The organism is Sulfurimonas sp. C5, from assembly GCF_029872055.1.
GTDB lineage: Bacteria > Campylobacterota > Campylobacteria > Campylobacterales > Sulfurimonadaceae > Sulfurimonas.
In genome coordinates, this window is the sequence record NZ_JARXNQ010000001.1 from 807,090 (window position 1) to 819,608 (window position 12,519).

The following is a 12,519-nucleotide window of genomic DNA, read 5'->3' on the forward strand; positions in this document are numbered from 1 at the left end:
ACTACCTTTTATTTAACGGGAATAGATTTGATTGATTCTTGAACCGGTAAATTGTCTTCAGCATTTGTAAAAACTTTTGAAGCAATTACATAAGCCGATCCTATAATAAGACCTGCTATTATCACTGCCCAAACAATTTTCTTTTTTTCACCTTTTAAAGTATTGTAATCATCAATACCTTCTAATGTCGGTTCACCTGTAACTTTACTCATTCAATATCCTTTCTATATTAACTTTCCACATATTAACACAGAAACTTAAAGAACGGATAAATAATTTTCAATTAGTTTGACGTTTTAAGTCTGTTTTTTATTTTATTTATTCGTCAACTATTCTAAAATATAGTCAACTACTTTTGACTCTATAGTCACTTCTTTAATGAGTTCTACCACTTTTAGATGTTCAGGGTGTACAGCATACGCCTGCAAATCTCTACGAGTTTCAAATGTTGAATATAAAGAGAGGTCCATTGCTCTGTCAGCTTCGGTAAAATTGATCCCAACTTCTATAGTTTTTAGTTCGTCAATCAACTCTTCTAACTTTTCAAGTTTTGCCTGAACCTTTGCTAAATTCAGTGCTTTATTTTCCTCTTTGAATTTAAACATAACTATATGAACTACCATTTCTATTCCACCTCTATATTTTTTCAAATCTTATCAGATTTTAGTTAAAAAATACACCTTTCCAAAAATATTCTGCAATCATTACAATAAAAAATATTCCAAGCAGATTGAGTACTATTCCATAACGGATCATATCTTTTACATGTACAACTCCGCTACTCATTGCTATGGCATTAGGTGGTGTTGCAATCGGAAGCATAAAAGCATATGATCCGCATATAGTAGCTACCATCATAAAAAGTGTCGTATTGATTCCTGCCTGTTCACTTACTGAATAGATCACCGGTAACATAATAGATATTAGTGCCGTATTGGAAGTGATCTCTGTCGCAAACGTAATTATAAAAGCGATACTAAAAAGCAATATAATAGGTGAAAAGTGTGTCATGTTCAATATGTAAGATGCTATTGCATCTGCTAACCCCGTTGCAACAAATGCTTTTGCAATCGAAAATCCTGCACCAAAAAGCATGATAATTGCGTAAGGAATTTTATTGTGATCTTCAATCCAGTCAAGGATCTTAAACGGAGGAATGAAAAGGATCAAACCAAATCCCAATAAAATACCGCTTTCACTAAGCCCCAGCCCATTCCAATACGGTTTGATCGGTGCATTAACAATTAATAGAAGAATCAAAGTCAATAGCAAAAAACTTACTTTTTTTTGTTTTACAGAGAAAGGAGGAAGTTCTATATTACGTTCTACTTTTACATCTTGCACGCCCATACTGAGTAAAAAACTCATAGCAATGATCATAACCACACATAACGGTGCGACCATGACCATCCATTGCATAAACGGTATCATTTCCATACCGTTGTTTTGCATAATTCCTAATAATATCAGATTTGGAGGTGTACCTATAGGAGTTAAAATACCGCCTATACTAGCCCCATATGCAATAGCAAGTGCAAAACGTAATTTTAATTTTTCGTTTGTAGTAATAAAAATTGCGATAGTAATCAGCAATAAAGTTGTCGTAGTATTTGAAAGTATAGCACTTAATAAGCCTGCAGTGATAGCAAGTGAAAGTATCATAGCTCTTGGGGTATCAGGAAAGACATTTAAAATCTTATCTGCTATGCGTATATGCAGCTTTGTTTTTTCAACGGCAATTGCAAGTAAAAATCCCCCTAAAAACAGATAAATTATAGGGTGTGCATAATTGATTGTAGTTTCTTTTGTCGAAATAAATCCAAAGGAAGGAAACAGAATAATCGGTAAAAGTGAAACAACTCCTAAAGGGAGAGCTTCATTTGTCCATAGCGTAACCAAAAAAGCTATATTTCCAAGTAAAAGACTTTGTGTATGGTTAAAAAACTGTGTCCCTAGAAAAAATGTAAAAACTCCTATAACTATAGCAATCAAAACTTTCTTAAATATATGAATATCAGCAGTCAAAACCTTTACCTTTTTACTTAAAATCTAATGTTGACATTTTTTATTTGGAATACAAAGCAAAGAATCTTTAGAGGATTCTACCTGTATTGTTGCATGTCCTATATGAAAGTGGTCATGCAGCTCTTGATGCAGATAATGTAAAAAACTATTATCTATATTCTCATCATACACTACAAGGTGAACCGTTAATGCTATTTCTGTTGTACTCAAAGCCCATATATGAAGATCATGAAATGATTCTATTTTTTCATTGTTCTGTAAAAATTTTTTAATCGCTTCAGTGTCAATTTTACTTGGAACAAAGTCCAAAGCATATGCCGTCGAATCACGAAGAAGATGCCATGTCCCTATAAGAATGACACCGACAATCAGTAAGGTTACAAGAGGATCCAACCAGTTCCAATCTGTATACATCATCACGATCCCAACAACAACAACGCCAAGAGATACTGCCGCATCCGCTGCCATATGTAAAAAAGCTCCACGAATATTGAGATCGTGTTCTTGCCCTTTTACAAAAAGCAGTGCAGTTACGGCATTTATTACAAATCCAATAAGAGCAACAATAATTACCGTCATGCTCTCAACAGGTTTTGGTTCGAAAAATCTTTGAAATGCTTCTATAGTAATAGTACCAAGTGCGAACAATAATAAAATTGCACTGATTAACGATGCAAAAATAGTTACTTTTCTAAAACCGTAAGTTCTGTTAAGAGTCGCCGACTTTGCCGCTAAGAGACTAGCTCCCCATGCAAGCAGTAAACTCAGTACATCACTAAAATTGTGCCCTGCATCAGCAACAAGTGCCAAAGAATCTGATAATAGTCCGTAAACTATCTCAATGACGACAAAAACAATATTGAGTAAAACACCTACCGCAAAAGCAAAGTTGTAATTGTTTACTTCATGATGGTGATGGTGATGATGTTCATGTCCCATAATATAACTCTCTACTTTGAAAGAAGATCTTTGAGTGATTCTAGAGGACTTTTACCTTCTAACATCTCATACACTTCTCTGGCTATTGGGAGATAAAGTTCATTCTGTGTTGCGATTTCGTATAATGCATATGCCGTCCCGATCCCTTCTGCAACTTCACCTAGCTCTTCCAAAATTTTCTCTTGCGTTTTTCCTTCAGCAATTCCAAGCCCTACACGAAAATTCCTACTCATTGTAGAAGATGCCGTTAAAAAAAGATCCCCCGCACCGCTAAGACCTATAAAACTATCTTCTTTTGCACCATAACTTATTCCAAAGCGTGCCATTTCTACAAGTCCACGTGAAATTAGTGCTGCTGCGGCATTTTTCCCCAGTTTTAATCCTTCGCAGATACCGGCAGCAATTGCAATTACATTTTTATAAGCACCCGCTATCTCAGCACCAATAACATCATCTGACGTATAACTCTTAATAAAGTCAGGAAACATTTGAGCAAATTCACTGGCAAGTTCCATATTTTTACTGTTTACAACTAAGGCTGTAGGAAGTGCTTGTATAACTTCTGCTGCAAATGACGGGCCTGATAAAAATGCGATATTGCTTTCAGGTACATATTCATGATAGATCTCATTTAAAAATTTACCTGTTTTTGCTTCTATCCCTTTTGAGACTACTAAAACTTTCTGCCCGTTAAAAACAAAGTTATCTTTGAGCCATTGTGAAACTTGCTGTGCAGGAACAGCTATAACTAAATACTTGCATGACAGTGCTTCTCCCAGAGTTACAAAATTATTTAATTCACGTTTTGTTCTTGAAGTAATAACTACTTCATTTTTTTCAGAAAATGCATATGCCAATGCACTTCCCCATTTTCCAGCACCTATTACTGCTATCTTTTGCATGCGTCCTCACCTATAAATTTTTTAAAATCGTTAATATCTTGTTCATACCCAACTACAATGAAAATGTCACCGTTACTGATGGTATTGTGTTTTGCTTTTGAAGAGTAGATAAATTCATGGGAACCGTCAGGACGAATAATGGATAAAACAAGTACACCATGATCCCTGCTCCAGTTAATATCTGCCGGATATTTCCCGCCAAAACATTCTGCATTGTGTACTTCAACCTGAATAATTCTTAGTTTACTGTCCTCGTATAAGATCTCATGTAAAACACCTGTCACAATGGGTTTTTTCAACATATCGGTAATAATATTTGCTGTAGTTTCGACAATAGGAATTACTTTCGTTGCTCCTGCCATATGAAGTTTATTACTATCTTCATTATTTTTTGCCAATGCTATAATAGTTATGTTTGGAAATGCCGAACGCAATGAAATAGTTAAGAATATATTTTGAGCTTCATCTTTGAGTGAACAGAAAATGATAGAATTTTCCATATCATGCTGTTGACGTAATTCATCCCAGTCATCACTCAGATCAAACTTTTCCAATTGAAATTCAGGTGATTCATTTTCATCAATATTGTCAAGAGTAAAAACCGTAATACTTGAATATTTAAAACGTACATTTTTTGCTATTTCCAATCCATATTCATTGTTACCGAATACTAATACACTGCTATTTTCCATCAAAATCCTTTTTTGATGATTTTGCCATTAGATGCTTTGTAAACTCTCTAATGAAAATATAATTACCAATTACAAATAACACATCACCGGCTTCCAGTAAAGTAGAGTCTATCGGATTAAAATAAAAGTGCTTTGTATCTTTTTTGTATACACCGAGTAAAACAACTCTAAATTCAATATTGTCCAGCTCAGAAACCTGAGAGATATTTTCTACAATCCTTTGTGTAATTGTAATCTCTTCAATTTTAATATTAGACTCTTCCGCTCGCAAGGCATGAATAACTTCAAAAGCAACAGGTTGACCGACATACTCTCTAGCTACAAGTCCTACAAACTCTTTATCATCTAAAATCTCATCAACACCTGAAAATACAAGTTTACTTTTATTTGAACTATTCATAAGTAAAGACATAATTTTTACATTTTTATCGATAGAACGGACCGTTAGTGCCGTATATACATTATAAACATCATCTTCTTTGAGACATAAAACAGCCTTTACCTGAGTAGAGAGATTGATATTGAGCTTTTTGTAACTGTCTACATTTCCAGGATTATAATTCAGAGCCTGAAGCCCATTCCTTTTTGCTTCTTCAATTTTTTCAGCCGATTCATCCAAAACAACTACGCTAAACTTTGAATTAACTAATTTTTTTGCAACCTCTTTAGCTATGTTCTCGTAACCGCAGATAATATATGTATCTTTCTCTTTAGATACATCTTGAATAATTTTTGCTTCTTTAATATCTTCTAGTTTTTCCGTAAAAGCAGAAACAAATAAAGATGTTGTAAATGCTAAAACGGAGATTCCGGAAAGAATTACGATAACGGCTACAAACTGCCCTTCGGGAGAAACTGCTACTACATCTCCGTACCCTACGGTAGATATAGTCACGATAGACCAATAAAATGCTTCATAAAGAGTATTAATTCGAGATTCTGGGTTATTTGCTTCCATCACATAAATTAAAACAGAAGCTACGAAAATAACGATGGCTGCAAACATCGCCAAAGTGATAAATTCAAACCTTTTTGTTGCTAAAACAGATGCGAAAGTACTGAAACTTTTTGCGTACCTGAAGATCTTAAAAACCCTGAAAAGTACAAACACACGTAAAAGTCTAAGTTCATGGAAAAACGGCATAATAGCCAGAAGATCTATAATCGCTTTTATAGAGAGGACATATTCCAGTTTATCTTTAAAAACTTGACGTACTACATATAGTAAATCAAAATCTCTGTCTAAAAGGTCACTGTATTCATCTTGACGGATAATAACTTGAGAAATGCTGCTATGAACCCATAGTCTTAGGATGTACTCTATAAAAAATATGAAAGAGATGATATATGCATTAAAAATATTCAAAAAATTATGAACATCTTGTTTTACTTCATATATCAAGATAGAAACACTTGAAAAGATGAGAAGCATCATAAAAATATCGAAATATTTTTTATAACGGTAATCGTCATTTTCAAGTAAATTATAAAAGAATCGTCTTTGTTTCTGGTATGAATCAGAAGAGTTTAAATAGTAAGCGAAATTAACTAAAAGACGATTCAATGTTTTCATTAGCCAAGCTTTTGTTTTAAAATCTCATTTACAGCCTGTGGATTAGCACTTCCTTTACTCGCTTTCATTACTTGCCCGACAAAGAAACCAAATAACTTATCTTTTCCAGATTTATATTCTGATACTTTATCTTCATTTGCATTGATAATTTCATCACAAATTGCTTCAATTGCACCTGTATCTGTTACTTGTTTAAGTCCAAGATTTTCGATAGCAGTATCAACATCTGCATCATTTTCCATAAGATAGTCAAGTACCTCTTTTGCTGCTTTACCAGAGATTGTTTGGTCATCGATACGCTTTGCGATAAAACCTAATTTATTTGCATCTACAGGAGAGTTGGTGATGTTAAATTCACCTTTGAGGCGAGCTAGTAGTTCAACTGTTAAAAGACTTACTGCAGTTTTTGCACTCACACCTTCAATTGCCATCATTGTTTCAAAGAAATCAGCCATCTCTACTGCAGATGTGATTACAGATGCATTGTATTCACTCATACCGTATTCTTTTACGAAACGCTCTTTTTTTGCATCAGGCAGTTCAGGAATCACACTGTACTCTTCCATCATTTCAGGAGTAACCACACATTTTAAAAGGTCAGGTTCCGGGAAATATCTGTAATCAGCCGCTTCCTCTTTGCCACGCATAGAACGTGTCTCATTTTTCACCTGGTCAAACAGACGTGTTTCTTGAACAATTTCATCTTCATACACACCGTCTTCCCACGCTTCAACTTGACGTATTACTTCAACTTCGATCGCTTTTTGAATAAATTTAAATGAGTTGATATTTTTGATCTCTACACGTGTATAAAGTTTCTCATCCCCTTTTGGACGGATAGATACGTTAACGTCACATCTAAAAGAGCCCTCTTGCATATTTGCATCAGAGATATCAATGTATCTTAAAATAGAATGTAGTTTTTTAAGATAAAGTACCGCCTCTTCAGCACTTCTCATATCCGGTTCACTTACAATCTCTAATAATGGTGTACCTGCACGGTTTAAGTCCACTTTTGAGATATCGCCATCATGAATATTTTTACCTGCATCCGCTTCAATATGTGCACGGTTAATTCTGATAGTTTTATTTGAGCCGTCTTCAAAGTCAATCGTTAGTTTTCCGTGTTCAACGATTGGGGTATAAAGTTGTGTAATTTGATATGCTGAAGGTGAATCCGGATAAAAGTAAGATTTTCTATCAAAATATGAAGTTTTATTGATTGTTGCATCAACTGCTGTTCCAAGCATGATAGATTTGTGCAAAACTTCTCTATTTAATACAGGTAATGCACCTGGAAGAGCTAAACACGTTGGACAAGTATTTGTATTTTGTTTATGATTAAAACTCGTTGGGCACGAGCAAAAAAGTTTTGTTTTTGTGTTTAACTGTACATGGACTTCAAGTCCGATAACTACTTCAAACATAATTTTCCTTGAAAGTAAAAAAATAATAAGTTTTTTATAATAACTAAATTATCTTTTAAATCTGCTAAAAAGCTTGTTTATTCGTTTTACAGAGTGTTTTGTCAGGTATTAGCACACTCTGAAGTAAACCTAAAAGTCAAAAACTTTATAATGTTGAGTATAATAATAATTATGAATTCACAAAAAGATTTAGTAAATTATCTGATTAATACAAATGCCTTACACTCACCTGATATCATAAAGGCATTTATAGCTATAGACAGGTATGATTTTGTGAAAAATCAAAACTCTTATGCAACATATGAAGACTTTCCTCTCTCCATAGGCAACTCCCAAACCATATCTCAGCCAACAACTGTTGCAATGATGCTTGAGATGTTATCTCCAAAACAAGGCAACTCAATTTTGGATATAGGAAGCGGTTCGGGCTGGACTACGGCATTGCTTGCACATATAGTAGGTCAAGAGGGTTGTGTAACCGGGCTTGAAAGACTTGATGAGCTTGTAGAATTTGGCTCAAACAACCTAAATAAATACCATTTTAATAATGCAAAAATCATCAAAGCAACAGACAGGCTTGGCATCCAGGGAAAGAAATTTGACAGAATCTTAGTTTCAGCCTCCGCAGAAGATTTTCCAACTAAGCTAACAGATCAGTTAAAACCAGGTGGGAAACTTGTCATACCTGTGAAAAACTCTATTTTTGAGATAACAAAAACAAAAGATGACGAGTTAAAGATAATTGAACATTACGGCTTTGTTTTTGTGCCTTTAATATATAAATAAAATGCTCTTAATTTTCCAACAATAATTCTTTATATCCATCTAGCTTACAATATATTCTAGTATGGATACAAAGATTGAAAAAAACTAGATTGTTCCGCGATTAAAAATCACAGAACAACCCATTAGTCTTAGGAGGGGGAGGTATTTTGAAAAATATGGAAACTAGTAATTTTGGGGTGTTAAGAATTAGAACTTACATCTTTGAACATCCAAGAAAGCTAAACTTAACATTACTAATTTTTTGTATCCTTGAATCTTAGGATGGAAAAATTATATCATGATTAGAAATTAAAAAGGTACAAGAAACTGATTAATTTTTAATCAATATAAAAATGATTATTTTTGGAGAATTTTTTCTAGTAATTCAGTTTGTTTTTTTAGTTCTTTAAGTCTTTGTTTGTTAACAAGGAAAGCATCTAGCAATAAAACCAAGAACAATGTAACTATTACATATAACAGTGTTACCAATAAAGCTAATGAAAAACCAAAAGAGAAAAATATGAAAAACATAGCAAGAGCACCGAAGAGGATAATTCCCCAAGATGCTCCTAACAAAAAGCTGATAACTCTTTCGAAAGTGTCTTTTTGCATTATGGAGAAAGAGGTTTAGTGTTCCTCAGTAGCTACTGCACCACCAAGGTAAACATATGTAAGCATCATGAAAATGAATGCTTGTAAGAATGCCATGAATGTTAAAAGTGCATATGGAATCATAGGTAATGCCCATGGTGCTAACATTAAAAGTACCATTAAGAACATATCATCCCCTTTTACGTTACCGAAGAGACGGAAAGAAAGAGAAACTAAACGTGAAAAGTGAGATACGATTTCAATTGGGAACATTAACCAGTATAACCACCAAACAGGACCTAAAAAGTGTTTGAAGTATTTAAGAACACCGTGAGCACGAATACCTTCAAAGTTATAATATACAAATACTACAAGTGCTAAAGTTAAAGGCATCTCTAAAAATGCTGTAGGAGCTTCAAACCCTGGAATAACACCGATTAAGTTTGCAATACCAACAAATAAACCAATAGTTGCTACAAGAGGTACATACTTAATAGCATGTCTTTTCCCCATAACATCACTTCCCATTTTTAAAACACCGTCAAGGTACGCTTCCATAACGTTTTGTGTACCTTTTGGTACAAGTTGAAGATTTGACATCGCTACTTTTGCTAAAACAATTGTAATAACAGCAGAAAGCAGCATATGTGCTGTATAAACAACTAGTTTATAACTCTCTGGATCAGCATGGTGAGAAACACCGAACAGAGAACCTATGAATGTAAATAATTCAGGCATCTAAACACTCCATAATTAAAATATTGGTGCGATCTTACTAAATCTAGGATTAAATTATTATAAGTTTGGTACAATTTTTCATCTAATTTTGAAAAAAACGGAGAAAAAGATGAAATTATTTCATTCTGTAACACTAATAGCTTTTGGCAGTATAAGTCTATTAGCAAATGAAATGGCCACTATACAAGATGTTGTTCATAACGGGCAAACAAGTACAAAACTTTTAATGGATACTCTTGGTAAAAATATGCAAATGCATATGAAGCACGGTGGTCCGATGGAAGCACTGGATTTTTGTTCTCAAGAGGCTTACAATTTAACTGAAAATGTAAATACAAAACTTCCTAAGGGAGTAAGTATTAGAAGAATCTCTTTACAGACGAGAAATCCAGTAAATGCTCCAACTGAAGATGAAGCAAAAGTTTTACAACATCTTATTGAATTGCAAAAAGAAAATAAACCTTTACCTAAAAAAGTTGTAGAAAAAATAGACAACAATACGTATAAATTTTACAAACCTCTTGTAATTACAAAACCTGTATGTTTAAAATGTCACGGTGATGTACAAGATAAAAAACTAAAATCTGAAATTTTAAATAGATACCCGGAAGATAAAGCAATGCATTATAAAATGGGAGATTTAAGAGGTGCAGTTGTTACTACAGTAAAAAAATAGTACGAAGAGTATGCCTATTTTGCATACTCTACCGCCCTACTTTCACGTATTACATTGACTTTGATTTCACCAGGATATTGAACTCTTTCTTCAATCTCAGCCGCTATCTCACGAGCAACTAAAATAGATTCATCATCATTAATAAGAGTTGCATTGACTATTACTCTTACTTCACGTCCTGCATTAATAGCATATGCTTGTTTTACACCTGTATGAGCAGAAGCGATATCTTCTATTTCCGTTACACGTTTTAAGAAGCTTTCTAGTACTTCTCTTCTAGCACCAGGACGAGCTGCTGAAAGTGCATCTGCAGCACAAACTGCACCACACTCGATAGACTTAATCTCTTCTTGATCATGGTGTGCATAAATTGCATTAATCACTACTTCATCTTCATTGTATCTGCGACAAACTTCAGCACCTAAATCAACATGGTTTCCATCATGTTCATGCGTTAAAGCTTTTCCTATATCGTGAAGTAACCCTGCACGTTTAGCAAGCTTTGGATCGCCACCCATCTCAGCAGCCATTACACCTGCTAGATTTGCAACTTCCAAAGTATGTGCAAGTGCATTTTGCCCATATGATGCTCTATAACGTAGTCGTCCAAGAAGCTTCATAAGATCTGGATGCATTACACCTACATCTAAATCAGCTACAATCTCTTCACCTTCATTAAGAATCTGCTCTTCAAATTCACTTGAAACTTTTTCAAAGATCTCTTCAATACGGGCAGGTTGTATTCTTCCATCTTCGATCAAAAGTTGTAGCGTTTTAGTTGCAATTGCACGTCTATAAAGGTTAAAACTACTAACCAAGATTGCATTTGGCGTATCATCTATAATAATGTCGACACCTAAAAGTGTCTCAAGCGCTTTAATATTACGCCCTTCTTTTCCAATAATACGCCCTTTTAGCTCATCACTTTCAAGGTGTACTATATTTGTCAATCTTTCAGAAGCAAATTCACCTGCAAAACGACTTGTTGCCTGGGCAAGTATATAATTTGCTCTTTTTTTTGCTTTTTCTCTGGCTTCATTTTCATACTTTCGTACAATATGAGATATCTCGCCTCTAGCTTTCTCTTCTAGTTTTTCAAATAATATTTTTTGTGCTTCATCTTGCGTCATTCCAGCCGAATGTTCAATTGAATGCACTGCTTCATCAATCTTTTGTTCATATTTCTTTTTTAGTGAAACTAAAGATTTTTCATTTCTCTCTAAATTTACTTTTTGTGCTTTAATAGTTCTTGTTTCGTTTTGAAGTTTTTGTTCTTCAAGTTTTTTATAGTGTTTAAAACCACTTTCCATTTGACGTAGTTGCTCTTCTCGTTGAGCAAAATCTGCACGTGCCCTGTCCTTGGCACTATCAAACTCTTTTTTTGCTTCAAGCTCTATTTCACGCGCTTTTAATCTTGCACGTTCCAATAGAGTTTGCGCTTCGTTTTCAATAGCATTTGCTTTTGCCTGCGCCTGCTGAGTATATATTTCAAAATTTGCACTAGTAAGTTTTTTAGAGATGAAAAATCCGATAACTCCACTCACGATGGCTGTTCCACCACCGAGAATTATCTCATTCATCATCTGTATTGCCCTTTTTAATTACTATAGGCCTTTTCTATGTATTTCAATTTTCGGTGTAATTAACACATCTGCCATAACATCATAATCATCACATATATGATATTTTGTGTAACATAACTCCGGTTGTACAAAAATAGTAAATGGTTTTTTTCTTAACTTTGCGAAGAAACGATCATACATCCCTTTTCCAAAGCCTACCCTTCTTAATTTTCCATCTACGCCTACACTAGGCACTATAGCAATATCTATTTTTTTTATATTTCTTAATGTATTGCCAGCTTCAAAAATTCCAAATTTTTTCTTCTTAAGCGGCAATCTCAATGGTACCATTTTAAAACTTTCGCCTTCCATAAATGGCACATAAACATCCAACTTTCGTCTCATTTTTTTGATACTTTTTGTAATATTTGCTTCAAATGGTAACGGATTGTACACCAATACAGTTTTGTGCTTGTAGTGTTTCAATAACCTTGAAAGCCTTTTTTCAACGAGTGCATCACGATATAACTTATTGTGTGAATAAGCATTTTTTATTTTTTGCAACGAATTTTTTCTAAATATTTCTTTTGTAAGAGTCATATAAAATCTTTATCGATATAATTTCGCTT

The 12,519-nt window shown here is 34.0% G+C and carries 14 protein-coding genes; 2 read left to right on the forward strand and 12 right to left on the reverse strand.

Features of this window, described 5'->3' with window-relative positions:
* Positions 1–8 precede the first annotated feature (8 nt).
* From P6N22_RS03965 to gatB, 8 genes are all read right to left on the reverse strand, one after another.
* A complete protein-coding gene (locus P6N22_RS03965) occupies positions 9–212 on the reverse strand; it encodes a hypothetical protein (protein ID WP_280330371.1) in 204 nt (67 codons plus the stop codon).
* Between the two features lie 117 nt (positions 213–329).
* Positions 330–650 (reverse strand): Dabb family protein, encoded by a 321-nt coding sequence (locus P6N22_RS03970; protein WP_348542134.1) that lies wholly within the window; start codon positions 648–650, stop codon positions 330–332.
* Between the two features lie 13 nt (positions 651–663).
* Complete coding sequence (locus P6N22_RS03975; RefSeq protein ID WP_280330373.1) at positions 664–2,025, reverse strand: DASS family sodium-coupled anion symporter; 1,362 nt, start codon at positions 2,023–2,025, stop codon at positions 664–666.
* Positions 2,026–2,049: 24 nt separating this feature from the next.
* On the reverse strand, positions 2,050–2,964 hold the full coding sequence (locus P6N22_RS03980; RefSeq protein WP_280330375.1) for a cation diffusion facilitator family transporter: 915 nt from the start codon (positions 2,962–2,964) through the stop codon (positions 2,050–2,052).
* A gap of 11 nt (positions 2,965–2,975) precedes the next feature.
* Positions 2,976–3,866, reverse strand: a complete 891-nt coding sequence (locus tag P6N22_RS03985; RefSeq protein ID WP_280330377.1) for an NAD(P)H-dependent glycerol-3-phosphate dehydrogenase — start codon at positions 3,864–3,866, stop codon at positions 2,976–2,978.
* Positions 3,854–4,558 (reverse strand): NAD-binding protein, encoded by a 705-nt coding sequence (locus P6N22_RS03990; protein ID WP_280330379.1) that lies wholly within the window; start codon positions 4,556–4,558, stop codon positions 3,854–3,856. The genes P6N22_RS03985 and P6N22_RS03990 overlap by 13 nt, the downstream gene beginning before the upstream one ends.
* Entirely contained in the window at positions 4,548–6,131 is a 1,584-nt protein-coding gene (locus P6N22_RS03995; protein ID WP_280330381.1) for an ion transporter, read from the reverse strand. Before P6N22_RS03995 ends, P6N22_RS03990 begins: the two co-directional genes overlap by 11 nt.
* Entirely contained in the window at positions 6,131–7,558 is a 1,428-nt protein-coding gene (gatB, locus tag P6N22_RS04000; protein ID WP_280330383.1) for an Asp-tRNA(Asn)/Glu-tRNA(Gln) amidotransferase subunit GatB, read from the reverse strand. Before gatB ends, P6N22_RS03995 begins: the two co-directional genes overlap by 1 nt.
* A gap of 171 nt (positions 7,559–7,729) precedes the next feature.
* On the opposite strand from gatB, the gene pcm reads away from it, so the two are divergent.
* Complete coding sequence (gene pcm, locus P6N22_RS04005) at positions 7,730–8,344, forward strand: protein-L-isoaspartate O-methyltransferase (RefSeq protein WP_280330384.1); 615 nt, start codon at positions 7,730–7,732, stop codon at positions 8,342–8,344.
* A gap of 336 nt (positions 8,345–8,680) precedes the next feature.
* Here the strand turns inward: pcm and P6N22_RS04010 are convergent, their stop codons facing one another.
* Together P6N22_RS04010 and P6N22_RS04015 are read right to left on the reverse strand one after the other, a co-directional pair.
* Positions 8,681–8,935 (reverse strand): hypothetical protein, encoded by a 255-nt coding sequence (locus P6N22_RS04010; RefSeq protein WP_280330386.1) that lies wholly within the window; start codon positions 8,933–8,935, stop codon positions 8,681–8,683.
* Between the two features lie 15 nt (positions 8,936–8,950).
* Entirely contained in the window at positions 8,951–9,652 is a 702-nt protein-coding gene (locus tag P6N22_RS04015; RefSeq protein ID WP_280330388.1) for a F0F1 ATP synthase subunit A, read from the reverse strand.
* A gap of 109 nt (positions 9,653–9,761) precedes the next feature.
* Between P6N22_RS04015 and P6N22_RS04020 the strand changes: the two genes are divergently transcribed.
* Complete coding sequence (locus P6N22_RS04020) at positions 9,762–10,328, forward strand: DUF3365 domain-containing protein (protein WP_280330390.1); 567 nt, start codon at positions 9,762–9,764, stop codon at positions 10,326–10,328.
* A gap of 14 nt (positions 10,329–10,342) precedes the next feature.
* Here P6N22_RS04020 and rny read toward each other — a convergent pair whose 3' ends face one another.
* Together rny and P6N22_RS04030 are read right to left on the reverse strand one after the other, a co-directional pair.
* A complete protein-coding gene (gene rny / locus P6N22_RS04025; RefSeq protein ID WP_280330486.1) occupies positions 10,343–11,908 on the reverse strand; it encodes a ribonuclease Y in 1,566 nt (521 codons plus the stop codon).
* Positions 11,909–11,932: 24 nt separating this feature from the next.
* Positions 11,933–12,490, reverse strand: coding sequence for a 5-formyltetrahydrofolate cyclo-ligase (locus P6N22_RS04030; RefSeq protein ID WP_280330391.1), 558 nt, complete (start codon positions 12,488–12,490; stop codon positions 11,933–11,935).
* Between the last annotated feature and the right edge of the window lie 29 nt (positions 12,491–12,519).

What these genes read in the sequence shown, in the direction of transcription:
- P6N22_RS03965 (WP_280330371.1), bottom strand. Translation starts at nt 212, where the DNA reads ATGAGTAAAGTTACAGGTGAACCGACATTAGAAGGTATTGATGATTAC.
- P6N22_RS03980 (WP_280330375.1), bottom strand. Translation starts at nt 2,964, where the DNA reads ATGGGACATGAACATCATCACCATCACCATCATGAAGTAAACAATTAC.
- P6N22_RS03985 (WP_280330377.1), bottom strand. Translation starts at nt 3,866, where the DNA reads ATGCAAAAGATAGCAGTAATAGGTGCTGGAAAATGGGGAAGTGCATTG.
- P6N22_RS03990 (WP_280330379.1), bottom strand. Translation starts at nt 4,558, where the DNA reads ATGGAAAATAGCAGTGTATTAGTATTCGGTAACAATGAATATGGATTG.
- P6N22_RS03995 (WP_280330381.1), bottom strand. Translation starts at nt 6,131, where the DNA reads ATGAAAACATTGAATCGTCTTTTAGTTAATTTCGCTTACTATTTAAAC.
- gatB (WP_280330383.1), bottom strand. Translation starts at nt 7,558, where the DNA reads ATGTTTGAAGTAGTTATCGGACTTGAAGTCCATGTACAGTTAAACACA.
- pcm (WP_280330384.1), top strand. Translation starts at nt 7,730, where the DNA reads ATGAATTCACAAAAAGATTTAGTAAATTATCTGATTAATACAAATGCC.
- P6N22_RS04010 (WP_280330386.1), bottom strand. Translation starts at nt 8,935, where the DNA reads ATGCAAAAAGACACTTTCGAAAGAGTTATCAGCTTTTTGTTAGGAGCA.
- P6N22_RS04015 (WP_280330388.1), bottom strand. Translation starts at nt 9,652, where the DNA reads ATGCCTGAATTATTTACATTCATAGGTTCTCTGTTCGGTGTTTCTCAC.
- P6N22_RS04020 (WP_280330390.1), top strand. Translation starts at nt 9,762, where the DNA reads ATGAAATTATTTCATTCTGTAACACTAATAGCTTTTGGCAGTATAAGT.
- rny (WP_280330486.1), bottom strand. Translation starts at nt 11,908, where the DNA reads ATGAATGAGATAATTCTCGGTGGTGGAACAGCCATCGTGAGTGGAGTT.
- P6N22_RS04030 (WP_280330391.1), bottom strand. Translation starts at nt 12,490, where the DNA reads ATGACTCTTACAAAAGAAATATTTAGAAAAAATTCGTTGCAAAAAATA.